Consider the following 15,173-nt stretch of genomic DNA (forward strand, 5'->3'; position numbering starts at 1 on the left):
AAAAAGTCAGCTGGACAGTAAGGGCTTTCTTTATGATTAGACAGCCTCTGACGCTAGGATAGTGCCAGATGACAATATACCAAATCTTATATTTTTTCAGAAAAATCTGTTGTTTTTATGCATAAAAGTGTTAAAATGTTTCATATTCCAAAAGCAATCAACAGGAGGAGAACAATAATGGCTACTTTTTTTGGGGCACTAGTCCTGCTTGTACTCGGCTACGTTTTTTATTCTAAATTTGTGGAACGCGTATTCATCATTAATGACAGCACTCCGACACCCGCATACACGAAAAGGGACAATCTCGATTATGTACCGATGAGCTGGTGGAAGGGAAACCTGATCCAGCTTCTGAATATAGCAGGCCTCGGGCCCATCTACGGCGCTGTGGCTGGAGCTTTGTACGGACCAGTAGCATTTATTTGGATAGTGATAGGGACGATTTTTGCAGGAGGCGTGCATGATTATTTTTCAGGCATGATGTCCCTCCGCCATCAGGGGGAGCAGTACCCTTCCCTTGTCGGCCGTTACCTCGGACAAACCGTTAAAACCATTATCAGCGTCGTTTCGCTTGTATTGATGGTGCTGGTGGCAGCCGCCTTCACCGCCGGCCCCGCCCAGCTGATCGCCCAGCTGACACCTCTCAGCTTTACGGTCTCGCTGCTGATTATTTTTGCCTATTTCCTGCTGGCAACCATCCTGCCGATCAACCGCGTTATCGGGAAGATTTATCCGCTCCTCGGCGGCATCCTGCTTTTCATGGCATTAGCAATCGGTATTTCATTGCTTTTTTCCGATAAAAGCATTCCCAACCTGACATTGGAGAACCTTCATCCAGGGGATCTGCCGATCTGGCCGCTATTGATGGTCACTATTTCATGCGGGGCCATTTCAGGGTTTCACTGTACGCAAAGCCCGATTGTCGCCTGTACGATGAAAAAAGAATCAGACGGCCGCAAAATCTTTTATGGCGCGATGGTTACTGAAGGCGTCATCGCCCTTATCTGGGCAGCAGCCGGCATGACCTTTTTCAATGGAACAGCCGGCCTTGGTGAGGCGCTCGCAGCAGGAGGCCCATCCGGAGTCGTAAATGAAATCTCTACCTCCCTTCTTGGGACACTCGGCGGAATTCTTGCCATCCTTGGCGTCATCATTCTGCCAATCACAACAGGAGATACGGCCCTGCGCTCTTCCCGTATGATCCTGACAGAAATCTTTGCCAAGTTCTTTAATATGGAAAGCAAAATCAAGATCCTGCTAGTGACCGTGCTGGTAGCAGTGCCGGCCCTTTTCCTGGCAACCATTGACTATACCTTCCTCTGGAGATATGTAGGCTGGACCAATCAGGTGGTTGCTACCGTCATGCTGTGGACAGGCACTGTATACCTTCTGAAAAACAGCCGCTTTCACTGGATCTGCGGGGTGCCGGCCCTGTTCATGACAAGCGTTGTCTGCACCTATATCTTCTACGCACCTGAAGGATTAGGGATGGATTACAGGCTTTCCATGATCATCGGTTTCTCGCTGGCGGCAGTTGTTCTCGCCTGGTATATCAGCCAGATTTTCAAATATCGCCAGCTTCGGGTGAACAGTAAGGATTTCCGAGCGGCATAAACTAAAAGGGCTTCGGCCCTTTTTTTGTTTACCCTATTTATTTTTTCAACCGTTATAAGAGAACTGCAGACACTAGGGTATATCCTTCCTGGGGGGAATAGAGTCCAACAATTATAGGTTTTGTGCTCATAGTTGGCCTTCAATATTTTTAAGGTTTTTATATGTAATTTTTTCCAAGTTAAACTATAATAATTTGTATACTAATTTAGTAGAAAGGCAGGCACCAGTGATGAAACAGCCCTTCCTTACTCTGGTTACTCTCATACTCATGTCTGCAGTTCTATCAGGATGTGAAAAAGAGTTAGAGGAAGCCCCTAAGCCGGTTATCTCATCCTTCAAGAACGATGGCGGAAACCAGAAGTTCAACATAGTCCATGCACAGTACCTCTATGAAGATTATCTTGAAAAGCTTGAGCAGACACCCCGCAAGGAACGGCAGGCACTTTATGAAGAAAAAATTCTTAAGCCTATCGAAAAGGAATGTTTTACAGACCTTGATTACCCTCATATGGCAAAGGAAATCCAGGATTATCAGGTGAACAAATTTCCAGGCACCCTTAAAAAAGTAATAAAATCAATGAACAAAGAGCACTTGGACTCCCTTATTAAAGAAGCACTCGAAAAATCTTCTGAAATCCTCCCTTCCACTAAAGACATCAATGTGTGCGTTTTTCCGACAGACAACTCATTCCATGGAACGATGGTGACCACCGGCTCAGGCAGGATTAATTTTTATTATAGTGATTACAATTCCTCTGATAACATGATCAAAAGCACAATTGCCCATGAATACCATCACAGCGCATGGACAGAGCAGCATTTTACAAATTCTCATCAGTATACAGTTTTGGACAACCTTGTATTTGAAGGAAAAGCTGTCATGTTTGAAGAAACAGTATATCCTGGAATGACCAATATCCCCCTCGATACGAAGGCAGCTCCAGTTTTCTGGAACAAGGTGAGAGACGACCTTAACAAGACTGACTTAAACAGATCACTTGAAGTGCTTCATGGCGGCGGCCCGCTTCCCAGCAATTACGGCTACAGCGAAGGATACAAAATCGTGAAAGCCTATATAGAAGAAACAGGCAGCACCGTCGAAGAGTGGACGGCCGCTTCGCCTGATGAGATATTCAAAATAGGCAGGTACATGGAAAGATATTATCCAAAGGAGGAAGCTGAATCATGAAGGATTATAAAGCAGCAGCATATTCAGAAGCTGCTGCCATCATTAAAGAGCTCGGCCTGCTGCCGCTTGCTCCCCTAATCCCGGGATACCCAGCGCTGAATACTATTACGGAGCCTGAAAGCTGGCATGCTGGAGGTGATTCCGATCCTTGGACATGGCGGACCCGGTTTGCGGGGGAAGGCATTGCCGCTTACGGAAAATTCATCAGTAAAAAGGCAGTGTTCATTTCAAAAGACCTGGTTCCCTTATTTCTCGCTGTTCTGGGAAAAAACGATGTGACTGAAGAAAGATATCATAAGGGGGAGTTTTCAAAAGAAGCGCTGACCCTGTTCAGTCTAATCAGTGCAGAAGAAGGGATTGACACGCGCCTTTTGCGGAAAAAAGCTAACCTGCTTGGCAAAGAGCACAAAAAGGCTTTTGATCAAGGCCTGCAGGAACTGCAGGGAAGCATGGATATTGTCATATCCGGGATAAAGGAAAAACAAAATGAAGCCGGGGAAACAAACGGCTGGAACAGCACCTCCTATGAAACGATGGAAGGGTGGCTGGAGAAAAACGGGATTGAGCGCCTCTCTATCAGCAAAGAGGAAGCCAAAGAAAAACTATTGCAGCATTTCTGCCTTATCTGCAATGACGAAGGGATGAAGAAAATCTCAAAAATATTAAGCTAGAATGGGGAAAAAACCGAAAACTGATGCAGTTTCCGGCTTTTTTTTGCGGATATATCCGGCTGAGGCTGTGAGTTAGCCTTTTGTTAGATATACAGCGGCTGAATTTAAGGGTTAGAATCAGAGCGATGCTTGAATTTACCGATTGAAGGATTAATTCACTTAAAACCGGTGTTTTTTTGATTATTTCCTGACTTTTTTTAATCATTTCCCGCCTTTTTCTACCGAATCGGCAAAATCGCACGCAACAGCCCTTCTTTTCTCTCTCACCAGCCCCTGCTGGCACCGCCCCCGCCGGATGAGCCGCCCCCGCCGCCGCGTGGTCCGCCTCCGCCGCCTCTTCCTCCGCCCCGCGAAATGACAGAAAGCAGCAGATAGGTCAATGTACCGCCAAAAAACATAAAATCCAGCACGATGACTCCGACGATGATGATAAATAATAGCCAGGAAGGAATGCCTGTGCCCTGCTCTCCTGCAGGCTGTGCTGCACCCTGGCCTTGGCCATACTCGGCTGCTGCTTCGCCGGCAAGCGTTTTATAAGTGTCAAGGACACCCTGTCCCGGCTGCCCGGCCTGGAGCAGGGGAAACGTCACTTCATCAAGTATCCTTCCGGCTTTGCCGTCAGGTATCCTGCCCTCCAGCCCATAGCCGACCTCAATCCGGGCTTTTTCTTCCTTCATGGCAAGAACAAGCAGGACGCCATTATTCTCTTCGGCACTGCCGATAGCATATTGCCGGAATGCCTGGTTTGCGTACTGCTCAATTGGCCGCCCCCCGGTCGTTTCTACTGTCAGGACTGCAACCTGGGCAGTGGTCCGATCTTCAAGGGAGCGCCCGAGGGTCCGTATTTCATTTTCCTGTTCCGGGCTTAAGACATCTGCAAAATCCTGGACATATATATCCCCGGACGGGGCGGGAATTCCGTTTTCTTCAGCGTTTGCTGCGCCTGCAGAGATGAACAGCAGGAGAAGCGCCAGAACAAGAGGGAATGCCCGATGCCGGATCATTACTCATTGCCCCCAAAATCAACTTCAGGCGCTTCTGCCGCAGCAGGGTCTGCCCGGAAGTATTCTTTCTCATCAAATCCGGTCACTTTGGCAACAATGACGCCGGGAAAATTTTGAACCTTTTTATTATATCTTGCCACCTGCTCATTATAATCCTGGCGTGCCACCGATATGCGGTTTTCCGTTCCGGCAAGTTCATCCATCAGCTGCGTAAATTGCTTGTCCGCCTTCAGATTCGGGTAGTTTTCAACCACAACGAGCAGCCTGCTCAATGCATTCGAAAGCTCGGTATTGGCCGTCGCTTCTTCTTCTGGTGTTCTTGCTCCTGCCAGTCTCGCCCTGGCATCAGAGATGGATTGGATGACTTCCTTTTCGTGAGCCGCATACCCTTTGACTGTATTTACGAGGTTCGGGATCAAGTCCAGCCTTCGCTGCAGCTGGTTCTCGATCTGCGAATACGCTTTGTCTACATCTTCTTCTGCATTTACAAATCCATTATAGCTGGACCCCAGCATCATAAAAATAATAATTAAGGCCACAATTGCAATCGCTATTCCTGCAAAACCCTTTTTCAAGTTGTCCACTCCCAATTCATTGGTGATTTAGTCTGTCTTGAACATTATTTTTCCTTCTTTTCCTGAAAGCTAAACTTTCCAGAAGGGAATGAAGAATGGCATTTTTAGGATAAAGCCTTCCGTTCTCATATAAAAAAAAGAAGCAGCCCTTTTACAGGACCGCTTCCTCATATCTCTTTTGATGAAAATGGCAGCAATAATTTAATGCCGCGCTTATTGAAAGGGAGAAACTTCATATCGGTGATAAGATGGCTCGCATAGGCGGCCATGCAGGTCTTAAACACCCCTTCTGTCCCAAGGGAGAGATCAAGCTGATAGGCAATCACTCCGAAGAAAATCAGGCCTGCCGCTGAGTGGGTGTAGGTCCTGTGGGAGACGAACGAGGCTGCAATGATGTATATACCCAAAAGCAAAAGCCAGCTTTCCTGAAGGGATAAACCGCCGGCCGCCATCCCGATCCCCGTAACGGTCAGCATCCTCCTCTTTGTGATGAAGGATGCCAGGATCACAATGGCTGCACCAGCCCCCATTCCGAGCCAGCGCTCCTTGCTTCCTCCTTCTAGGAAGCTGTACAAGCACATCAAAAGCCCAATCGTCTGGGCAATCGAGCGGATCGCTTTATGGGATATTGTAATTTTATTGCTGAGCTTGCCGTCGATATCGGCATCCGGCAAGAGGGCTGAGGCTGTGCCGATCCCCACGAGTAAAAGAGTTTCCGCCGGGCTTGATTGCACGGCATTGGCTGCCATAAATCCAATGACGGCCCCGACTGTCATATGCGCTGTTCCGTTCATGCTGTCATCCTGTCTATTTTTATATATTAATCATTATACTAGCATAATAGAACATATGATTGCATGGGGAATTAGTCTTTTTCAGGAAAAATATAACTTCATTTTTGATAAATAAATTTACAGCTTTCATTCTTTTAACGTATATTTAGAATAGTATAATTATGGCCGGGCCAGACATCGCAGCTTCTATTTCCCACCTCCCTCGGCTGAATATTTCAAAAGGAGGAGGACATGACAATGCTAAAAGATACCCGAACCGGGCTAGTGGTTTCAAGGAAATTCGATGCACCGCGCGAGCTTGTATTCAAAGCATGGACAGAAGCAGAGCACCTCAAGAACTGGTGGGGCCCCAAAGGATATGCCATGAAGGTCACCATGCTGGAACTCCATCCAAAAGGAATGTTCCACTATAGCCAGAAGTCTCCCGAAGGCTATGAAATATGGGGGCGGTTCATATATGATGAAATCTCCCCTCCCGATAAACTTATATTCATCAACTCTTTTTCAGATGAAGAAGGCAGTGCAGTCCGCGCTCCTTTTAATTCAGTATGGCCCCTTGAAGTGGTCAACCAAGTAACCTTCATCAGTTCGGAAAATAAAACCGAGATAGAGCTGCTGGCATCCCCCCTTAATCCTGATATTCAAGAGCAGCAAAGCTTTGAAGCTGCATTGGATGGTTTACACCAGGAATATTCCAGCACCTTCAGCCAGCTGGATGAATATTTGAATATGATAAAATAACCGGCAGGCTCCCCATTCACATTAATGGGGAGTTTTTTCGTTCCTGCAGACGATATATTGCCGGGATTCAAAAGTTTCTATTAAAGAAACTAAAGCCCAGTGTTTAACCGCCTGAAAATAGTGAAAAATAATACAAGACAAATGCAGGTATACAAAGGAGCAGATGCTGATGGCAATGAACGGGCAGATTCCTCATGATAAAAGTCTTGATAACAGCCTTACTTTAATGAAGGAAGGCTATGAATTTATTCTTAACAGAAAAGAACGGTACGGAACAGAGCTTTTTGAGGCCCGCCTGCTTGGGCAAAAAGTGATATGCATGAGCGGACAAGAAGCGGCCCGGCTATTCTATGATACAGACCGTTTTCAAAGAAATGGGGCCGCTCCCAAACGGATACAAAAAACATTGTTTGGCGAAAATGCCATCCAGACGATGGACGGGGACGCGCATATCCACAGGAAGCTCTTGTTCATGTCCCTGATGACCTCTCCCCATCAAAAAAGGCTTGCCGGTATGGTCATGAATGAATGGAAGGCAGCGGCCGCCAAATGGGAGGAAGCCGGAAGTGAGGTTGTCCTGTTAGATGAAGCCAAGGTCATTCTGTGCCGGACTGCCTGCGCATGGGCGGGTGTTCCGCTGAAGCCGGAGGAAGAAAAGGATAGAGCGGAAGAATTTGCCGATATGGTTGACGCCTTCGGGGCGGTCGGCCCGCGCCATTGGAAAGGCAGGCATGCGAGGAGCAGCTCAGAAGACTGGATACGGAGTATCATTGAGGATGTTAGAGATGGGCGGCTGGCCGCAGAAGAAGGTTCTGCGCTGTATGAAATGGCTTTTCATAAAAAACTTGATGGAACTCTTCTGGACTCCCAGATGGCAGCTGTCGAACTCATCAATGTTCTCCGCCCGATTGTTGCCATTTCGACATTCATTGCTTTTTCTGCCCTGGCGCTTCACGGCCATCCCCGTTATAAGGAGATGCTGCAGACTGGCAGCGGCCGCGAGCTTGAGATGTTTGTCCAGGAAGTACGGCGCTTCTACCCTTTCGGTCCGTTCCTTGGTGCAATTGTACGCAAAGATTTCGTCTGGAATGGTGCAGCATTCAAAGAAGGGATGCTTGTCCTTCTAGATATTTACGGAACCAATCATGATCCGGGACTTTGGGAGCAGCCGTTTGAATTCCGGCCTGAGAGGTTCGAAGAATGGGACGGCAGCCTGTTTGATTTAATCCCTCAAGGCGGCGGCGATGCCTCGAAAGGGCACCGGTGTCCGGGAGAAGGCATAACGATTGAGGTTATGAAAGCAAGCCTTGACTTCCTCGTGAATGAAATCGACTATTCGGTTCCAGAGGATCAGGAGATGAGCTTCAGCCTATCCAGGATGCCGACATTTCCAGAGAGCGGCTTTATCATGAGCAATATCAGAAGGAAATGACCGTTAAAGAGGACACCGCCCTTTATAGGACTGGTGTCCTTTTCTTTCCACACAAAAAAGGCACTCAAAATGAGTGCCCGTTCTTCGCGTATTAGCCTTTAACTACGTTAGAAGCTTGAGGTCCGCGCTGACCTTCTTCGATGTCGAATGTTACTTCTTGACCTTCGTCAAGAGTTTTGAAACCTTCGCCTTGGATAGCTGAGAAGTGAACGAATACATCTTGACCTTCTGAAGTTTCGATGAATCCGAATCCTTTTTCTGCGTTAAACCATTTAACTTTACCTGTAGCCATGTTTGTTGCCTCCTTGCGTGTAAACACACATTGTATTACTATTCTTGCTCAAAGTTATCAAGGCGAAAAGTATCAAAACTGTTCTTTCCTTATATACCGAACAAAAATAATTTCACTTTATGATAACAGATTAATAATGGATAAGCAAATGTATTCCTTAAAAAAATGAAAACGGAAACAATCCGATAAATCTCGACAATTTTCTTTTGTGCCAGGCACCATAGATGGACAAATGTCCATCTGCCTTGCCTGACCCCCTTCTGTTTAGGTTGGGAAAATCATGAAATATTTATTATTTTTATGTTCTGAATTTTTAAATTGCTATATAATTAGTAAATAGGTTTGTGGCAATTACGCTGTTTGACTTTTTTATATAACAATCGAAGGGGTCCAAATACCAATTATGCTAAAGGCGCGATTATTTATCTTTTTGATTTTTTTCACTTCACTTGCAGTTGCTTCCCAGTCGGAATGGATTGTTCCTGACTGGAATGTGTATCTCCTGGCCCTTGCTTTTTATTGGATCTTTTCCAGTTCTTATTTTCACCTGGGGATACATAGCAAGCTGGGCAGCTCGACCATTGACTACGGCATCACATACAGCCTTTCAATTGGGCTTTTTGCCGGGCCGGTGGGACTGCTGGTGTTTGAAACTCTCTATCGTTGTACTGTCTATATTACAAAAATCAAAACAAAAACAGCAGATCCTGATGAATTTGTCCACACTTTTTACAATATCGGCGCTTTTACACTGAATAACAGCATTGCTTACTTTATCTTTCAATCTCTGTATCCCCGGATGGAAGACATCCCATTCGGCTTCTGGCTGCTGATGCTGCTTCTTATTACAGTTACAGCCGCTCTGTCCGATCTTTATTTGATTATCATCTTCTCGTTCTTAGGAGAAATCAATACGCGCAGGGAGGCAATCGATTTTATAAAAAGCAGAAGTGTCCTTGATATGGGGAAAATCGCTTTCACAAACGGGTTCCTCCTTCTTTTCCTCCAGGATGGAAAGTGGGACATGCTGCTTGGCCTGTTCCTGCTGAATTATCTTGTAAGCCGGTCTTTTCTGTCCAAGTCCCAAAGCGCGCAGCATAAATATGAGCGCGATAAATTTGAGCAGATGGCCTATACTGATTTCCTTACCGGCGTCCATAACCGCGCCTTCATGGACCAGAAAATGAAGGAACTGGACCAGGCGCAGGAAACAGTTGGGATCATAGTGGCCGATATAGACAAATTCAAGCAGATCAATGATTCTTATAACCATGCAGTAGGCGACTGCGTCATCAGGCATTTTGCTGACAGCCTGAAAGGGGTGCTGTCTGAGGAAGATGTCCTAATCCGGAGCGGCGGGGAGGAATTCACTCTTTTCCTCCGCGGGAGGGACTTTAATCAATGCAGCCTGCTGATTGAGGAAATCACCCGGGGGCTGACGGAAAGACCGGCTGAGGCGGACTTCCACGGAAGGAAGATCAAGATCGGCTATACAGCTTCTTTCGGCCTTTATTATGGAAAGGTAAACGCTGAAACCCCAATGGAAAAAGCCTATATCCTGGCAGATCAGCTGCTTTTTCAGGCAAAAGAGCTTGGCAGGAACCGGGTTTCGGCCAAGAACGATTTAGTCAGCCTCGAAGCTATAGGGTCTTAGCAAACACAGAAGAAAGCAGCGGAATCATTTTCCGCTGCTTTCCTATTATACTAGCTGACGCTCCCAAAAGCGGTGCCGGGCAACTGCCTGGATGAAATCCTGTGCAAAGCTTTCCGCTCCTTCACCAAGAATGACTCCTGCAGCATTGTTTTTTTCACTGTTTTGCAGCCAGCTCCTGCCTTCATGTGTCGCTCCGATCGGCTTGAAATGGGAGAAGGCTTCATTGATGAAGTATACCGCATCCTGCTGAAATTTCTTTGTCTCACCCTTGCCTCCTACAGCATATAAAGCATCAACCAGGACTGATTCTGTTGTCAGGAAGGTATCTTCGACTTCAAGCTCGCTTCCATCAGAGCCTTTAATCGTCCCAAGCCTGTCGCTGATGATCACAGGCATGATGCCTTCCGCTTTCAAGGCTTCCAGCACCTTTACAGCCTCCCCGTCAAAACCATCGGCAGCAATGACGCCCACCTTGCGTGTCGCAGGAAGCTTCTTTGTGTTTTCCTGGCTGAGTGCCGGCGAAGACTTCGTTACAGAAGAACCGCCCTCTTTAGGAGGGACTGCCCCGATGTTTTTCGCAAACTCTTTCGTCATTTCCAAATCGACATTGGCGAACATATCCACAATCTGCTGCTGGATCGACTTATTCTTCACTTTGCCGAGCTCAAAGCTGAATGCATCAATAATATGCTGCTTTTCCGGACCGCTCATGCTGTTCCAGAACAGCTTGGCCTGTGAAAAGTGGTCTTTGAAGCTGTCGCTTCTGGCTCTGACCTTTCGCCCCTCGACCTTTTCCTGGTAATGGGCATACCCGCCCTCTGCCTCTGAAGCAGGAGAAGGGGTATTATTCGCGATTGAATTATTATGATAGCTCACCGGCCCTTTATTAATGGTCTGCCTGTGAAACCCATCGCGCTGATTATTATGGAAAGGACAAACCGGGCGGTTAATCGGTATCTCGTGAAAATTCGGCCCGCCAAGGCGAAGAAGCTGTGTGTCTGTATAGGAGAACAGACGCCCCTGAAGCAGCGGATCATTGGTGAAATCTATGCCCGGCACCACATGGCCGGGGTGGAAAGCGACCTGCTCAGTTTCAGCAAAGACATTGTCTACATTCCGGTTGAGCGTCATTTTTCCAATGATCTGGACAGGTACGTCTTCTTCAGGCCAGAGTTTCGTCGGATCAAGAATATCAAAATCAAAGGCGAATTCGTCTTCCTCTTTTATCACCTGGATCCCAAGCTCGAATTCCGGATAATTGCCCTGCTCAATGGACTCCCAAAGATCCCTGCGGTTAAAGTCAGGATCCTTCCCGGCGATCTTCTGCGCCTCGTCCCAGACAAGGGAATGAACGCCAAGCACCGGCTTCCAGTGGAACTTAACAAAATGTGAAACTCCCTCTTCATTCACAAGGCGGAATGTATGGACGCCGAACCCTTCCATCATGCGGAAGCTTCTTGGAAGGGCCCTGTCTGACATCGCCCACAAAACCATATGGGCAGATTCCTGGTTGTTTGCGATAAAGTCCCAAAAGGTGTCATGTGCAGAGGCTGCCTGCGGCATTTCTGTATGAGGCTCAGGCTTCACTGCATGCACAAAATCGGGGAATTTGATCGCATCCTGGATGAAAAAGACAGGCATATTATTGCCTACCAGGTCATAATTGCCTTCTTCTGTATAAAATTTTGTCGAAAACCCGCGTACATCCCTGACAGTCTCAGCTGATCCGCGGAAGCCGACGACCGTTGAGAATCTTACAAACACAGGGGTTTTCACAGCAGGGTCCTGCAGGAACTTTGCCTTTGTATACTTTTTCATCGATTCATATACCTGGAATTCCCCATGCGCTGCAAAGCCGCGTGCATGGACGACCCGCTCCGGGATCCGTTCGTGGTCAAAATGAGTCATCTTTTCCCGGAAATGAAAATCCTCCAGCAAGGTTGGCCCCCGGACACCGGCCTTAAGGGAAAACTCATCCTCCGAAACTTTTAGTCCCTGATTGGTTGTCAGCTTTTCCCCCCGGTCATCTGTCCGGAATTGCTCGAGCTGTTCGTTTTTACTGGATTCATTTACATTGCGGTTATCTTTCATTCAGTCTCCTCCTCATATAGAATGGCTCATGCTGACTGGCAGCTATGTACAAGTCTTTTACCCATTCCCAGAAGAAGAAGGAGCTAAACAGAGGAGATCATGCTAATTGTTTCAATTTTTTGAACAACCTTTTTCAGTCTGGATACGGAATGACAACAGCCCGGCACACTTTTTCATAAAATTCAATCGGTCCCGCTCCGCCGATTATTGCATATTCATAGCCGATTTCTTTCATATTCTTGAGACAGGCATGGAGAAGGGCACTTCCTATTCCTTTTTCCCGAATGCCTTTAGCAACTCCCATTGGCCCAAAATAACCCTTTTTTCCCTTATAAGAATCAAACACAGCAAACCCGATCAGCTCTCCCTCCCCACTGAACGCTATATAAACTGGCGGTTCCTCCTGCTGCATTCCAGCTTCGGCCGTTTGGGCCCATTCAGCCGAAAAATTGTCTTCTGTAAATTCAGCAAGTATCTCTCTATCCTTTTGCCCGGCTCTCCTGACTGTGGAGTACAGCTTGTCAGGCGGTGAGTACGATGCCAGGTGTACAGCTAAATCTCTGGCAGCTGCCCCGATTGCAAGCATCTGCTGTTTATTTTTCTCCCCTGTCAGTTCAGCAAGAGAATCACAGGAAAGCAGCGCCTTCAGGAGATGGCCTTCATTAAGGATCATCTGGCCGTATCTCTTCATAAAGCCAGCCGCCGCTTCCATCACGTTCATGGTTTCCTCAGATATTTGCGCCGGAAATCCCTCTGGAAAATCCCCTCCCTCTCCATTTTTGGCCGCAGCTGAGCGGAGACTGCTTATATCTAAACGGCACTTGTTCGCCATTTCCGCAAATGCTCCAGTATTTTCAAGCAGGCAGCCGGCCAGCAGATGCTCCGGCTGGATAAACTGGCAGCCAGTCTCCTTTCGTTCTCTTTCTGCCAGATGGATGATTCTTTTCAGGCGGTCTGTCATTCTCATTTTTCTTAGCTCCTTCTGTTTTTGAAAATAGGGAACTTTTTTCCATCTTCTTCGTATTAGTTAGTAAAGCAAGGGGCAAAAATTTTAGACATAGAGAGGACGGAAAACTATGTGGCTTGACCTTTTTTTTATCATCTTGTTCCTCATCGGATGCTATTACCTGCTGCAGCTCCGGCTTCGTATAAAAAAAGCGGCCGATCTGTCGGGACAAGCTTTATTCCCCCGCACGCAGGAAGAATACTCAGGCATCCTGCTTCCAGGTGAATGGAAGCAAATGCAGCCGATCACAAAAAATACTAAATCCTATCAGTATATAAAATGGGGAACGTTATGTGCCTTTTTCCTCATGGCATGCTTTCTCCTGCTCCTGCTTATAACAGATTGGTTTGACCCCGCCTTCTTGAATGCAGCTTATATATTCTTTGCCATTGCAAGCTTCATCCGCCAGCCGCAAAATTTATTTATCATGAAGGACGGCATTATTTTGCACGGAAGGTTTTACAGCCAGAGCGAAATCCGCTCTTTTGAAACAGAGAAAATTGTCCGTTGGCATCCCCTTTACGGGCTGGACTCGCGCGCAGACAATGGCTATCAATTAAAGTTCCAGGTGAAGAATCGTTTGTTTCAGCCAGGTCTCATTGCTGTGCCGGACAAAAAGCACTTAACAGCAATAGAAAATCTGCTTGAAAATTTAGGGATAGAAAGAACAGGGGCAAGTGGATATAAAAGTAAAAAGGAATCCTCCAGCAGGGCATAAGCTGAAGGATTGTTTATGGCTTCTGTCACCGGGTACTCTTTTTCCAAGACAACACTGCTCCAAACAGGCAGGCACCGGCTATAAAAGTCAGAGGTAATATCCAGGGGGAAGGTGCCGGGCCAAATGCTGCCGAGGCCGGTGCTGAGGCTGCTTCATGCCAGTCCTTGCCGATATCAGGTTCATAGTTTTTGGTTTGTATATAGCCGCTAACCACAGAATAAGCCGCATACATCAGATGGCATGAGGCTGATAGGATACATGCTTTAAGAGCCAGTTTCATCGTTTTGTCTCTCCTATTCTTAATTTTCCTGCTGTAAAAATGCTGGGTTAAAGTCCTTCCATCCATACACACAGAGCTCGAGCTCCCGGCCGCTGCCGATTTTCACTGTGATAGCATCCTTCAGCAGCCTTGCACCTGTATATTCATAAAAGCTGCAGGCGTCATTTTCTTTCAAAACCTTGACGATAGCAGAACCGATTCCCTCTTTTTGAAAAGCATGAAAAAGCTCATGCAGGAGTGCCTTCCCAAGGCCGGTTCCCTGATGCTCTTCAAGTACATAAAGACAGGTGACATTCCCTTTGAAGCCCTCATACTCGCCTGTTTCCTCTTGGCTTTTGTCTGTAAAGCCAACTATACTGCCATTTTTCTCTGCCACAAGTACGATGTTCCCGGGTATCGCTATATTCCTGTGCCACAGCTCTGTCCTTTTTTCCACGGAAAGAGCTGCAAGATATTCATCATCAATAATGCCTTTATAAGCAGTCCTCCACGTTTCCACATGGACTTTGGCGATTCCTTCTGCATCCTGGTCCTCCGCTCTCCTGATCTTCAATCTTGTCCCTCCCGTCTCCTAGGATTCTGGATATGTGTCCCTTAGAAATTGTATCGATTGGAAAATCAGCTCCCTTAAGACCTCTTCATCCACATCCGCCAGCTTATTGATGTACACACAGGCCTTGCCGGAAGTATGCTTGCCGAATCTCTCAAGCAGCTCTCCCCTTTGGCTGTCCCCTGTGGCAAAATAGAGGCTGATCTTTGCCTTCCTCGGAGAAAAGCCGACAAGCGGTGCGTCCCCTTCATGCCCGGTCTTATATTTATAATGATAAGATCCAAATCCGATTATGCTGTCTCCCCACATCTTCGCCTTGAATCCGCTTGTTTCTTCAAAAATCTCAATCAGTCTGTATGCATCCTGCCGTTTCTTCGGGCTATCTACATTTTCGATGAATTCTTCTACACTTTTATCGTTTTCCTTCGTCTTCTGCTCGTACATCATTTCCCTCCTTAAGTTCAATTTGCTTAGTGTACATTTCTACAGGAAGGGCTGATCTCCTTCCTGCAGACGGCCTTTTTTATAAGAAGCAAAAAGCCCCGCCGTCTGCCGGCAGGGC

At 46.9% G+C, this 15,173-nt stretch carries 15 protein-coding genes; 7 read left to right on the plus strand and 8 right to left on the minus strand.

Features of this window, described 5'->3' with window-relative positions:
• Window positions 1–177 precede the first annotated feature (177 nt).
• From ACQCVH_RS14110 to ACQCVH_RS14120, 3 genes are all read left to right on the plus strand, one after another.
• Window positions 178–1,614, plus strand: a complete 1,437-nt coding sequence (locus tag ACQCVH_RS14110; protein ID WP_426836297.1) for a carbon starvation CstA family protein — start codon at window positions 178–180, stop codon at window positions 1,612–1,614.
• 229 nt (window positions 1,615–1,843) lie between these two features.
• On the plus strand, window positions 1,844–2,803 hold the full coding sequence (locus ACQCVH_RS14115) for a DUF2268 domain-containing putative Zn-dependent protease (RefSeq protein ID WP_426836298.1): 960 nt from the start codon (window positions 1,844–1,846) through the stop codon (window positions 2,801–2,803).
• Complete coding sequence (locus tag ACQCVH_RS14120) at window positions 2,800–3,474, plus strand: AlkZ-related protein (RefSeq protein WP_426836299.1); 675 nt, start codon at window positions 2,800–2,802, stop codon at window positions 3,472–3,474. Before ACQCVH_RS14115 ends, ACQCVH_RS14120 begins: the two co-directional genes overlap by 4 nt.
• Before the next feature lie 263 nt (window positions 3,475–3,737).
• Here ACQCVH_RS14120 and ACQCVH_RS14125 read toward each other — a convergent pair whose 3' ends face one another.
• The 3 genes from ACQCVH_RS14125 to ACQCVH_RS14135 all read right to left on the minus strand — a co-directional run bounded on the left by ACQCVH_RS14125 (window position 3,738) and on the right by ACQCVH_RS14135 (window position 5,847).
• Complete coding sequence (locus ACQCVH_RS14125) at window positions 3,738–4,478, minus strand: TPM domain-containing protein (RefSeq protein ID WP_426836300.1); 741 nt, start codon at window positions 4,476–4,478, stop codon at window positions 3,738–3,740.
• A complete protein-coding gene (locus ACQCVH_RS14130; protein WP_426836465.1) occupies window positions 4,478–4,996 on the minus strand; it encodes a LemA family protein in 519 nt (172 codons plus the stop codon). Before ACQCVH_RS14130 ends, ACQCVH_RS14125 begins: the two co-directional genes overlap by 1 nt.
• Before the next feature lie 224 nt (window positions 4,997–5,220).
• Window positions 5,221–5,847 carry a metal-dependent hydrolase gene (locus tag ACQCVH_RS14135; protein WP_426836301.1) on the minus strand — a complete coding sequence of 209 codons (627 nt, stop codon included), beginning with the start codon at window positions 5,845–5,847 and terminating at the stop codon, window positions 5,221–5,223.
• A 231-nt stretch (window positions 5,848–6,078) separates the two neighbouring features.
• On the opposite strand from ACQCVH_RS14135, the gene ACQCVH_RS14140 reads away from it, so the two are divergent.
• Window positions 6,079–6,588, plus strand: coding sequence for an SRPBCC family protein (locus ACQCVH_RS14140; RefSeq protein ID WP_426836302.1), 510 nt, complete (start codon window positions 6,079–6,081; stop codon window positions 6,586–6,588).
• Window positions 6,589–6,763: 175 nt separating this feature from the next.
• On the plus strand, window positions 6,764–8,020 hold the full coding sequence (gene cypC / locus ACQCVH_RS14145; protein ID WP_426836466.1) for a CYP152 family fatty-acid peroxygenase CypC: 1,257 nt from the start codon (window positions 6,764–6,766) through the stop codon (window positions 8,018–8,020).
• Window positions 8,021–8,111: 91 nt separating this feature from the next.
• On the opposite strand, the gene ACQCVH_RS14150 is transcribed toward cypC, so the two are convergent.
• Window positions 8,112–8,312, minus strand: a complete 201-nt coding sequence (locus tag ACQCVH_RS14150; protein ID WP_426836303.1) for a cold-shock protein — start codon at window positions 8,310–8,312, stop codon at window positions 8,112–8,114.
• Window positions 8,313–8,715: 403 nt separating this feature from the next.
• Here ACQCVH_RS14150 and ACQCVH_RS14155 point away from each other — a divergent pair, with 403 nt between their 5' ends.
• Window positions 8,716–9,966 carry a GGDEF domain-containing protein gene (locus tag ACQCVH_RS14155; protein WP_426836304.1) on the plus strand — a complete coding sequence of 417 codons (1,251 nt, stop codon included), beginning with the start codon at window positions 8,716–8,718 and terminating at the stop codon, window positions 9,964–9,966.
• 45 nt (window positions 9,967–10,011) lie between these two features.
• Here the strand turns inward: ACQCVH_RS14155 and ACQCVH_RS14160 are convergent, their stop codons facing one another.
• Window positions 10,012–12,057, minus strand: a complete 2,046-nt coding sequence (locus tag ACQCVH_RS14160) for a catalase (RefSeq protein ID WP_426836305.1) — start codon at window positions 12,055–12,057, stop codon at window positions 10,012–10,014.
• Window positions 12,058–12,190: 133 nt separating this feature from the next.
• A complete protein-coding gene (locus ACQCVH_RS14165; RefSeq protein WP_426836306.1) occupies window positions 12,191–13,024 on the minus strand; it encodes a GNAT family N-acetyltransferase in 834 nt (277 codons plus the stop codon).
• Window positions 13,025–13,133: 109 nt separating this feature from the next.
• Between ACQCVH_RS14165 and ACQCVH_RS14170 the strand changes: the two genes are divergently transcribed.
• The gene (locus tag ACQCVH_RS14170) at window positions 13,134–13,781 is read left to right on the plus strand and encodes a hypothetical protein (protein WP_426836307.1); all 648 of its coding nucleotides are present in this window, start codon (window positions 13,134–13,136) and stop codon (window positions 13,779–13,781) included.
• Between the two features lie 299 nt (window positions 13,782–14,080).
• Here the strand turns inward: ACQCVH_RS14170 and ACQCVH_RS14175 are convergent, their stop codons facing one another.
• Together ACQCVH_RS14175 and ACQCVH_RS14180 are read right to left on the minus strand one after the other, a co-directional pair.
• On the minus strand, window positions 14,081–14,614 hold the full coding sequence (locus ACQCVH_RS14175; RefSeq protein ID WP_426836308.1) for a GNAT family N-acetyltransferase: 534 nt from the start codon (window positions 14,612–14,614) through the stop codon (window positions 14,081–14,083).
• 18 nt (window positions 14,615–14,632) lie between these two features.
• On the minus strand, window positions 14,633–15,055 hold the full coding sequence (locus ACQCVH_RS14180) for a DUF1801 domain-containing protein (RefSeq protein WP_426836467.1): 423 nt from the start codon (window positions 15,053–15,055) through the stop codon (window positions 14,633–14,635).
• Window positions 15,056–15,173 lie beyond the last annotated feature (118 nt).

This window comes from Bacillus infantis (genome assembly GCF_050107595.1).
GTDB classification, from domain to species: Bacteria; Bacillota; Bacilli; order Bacillales; family Cytobacillaceae; genus Bacillus_AB; species Bacillus_AB infantis_C.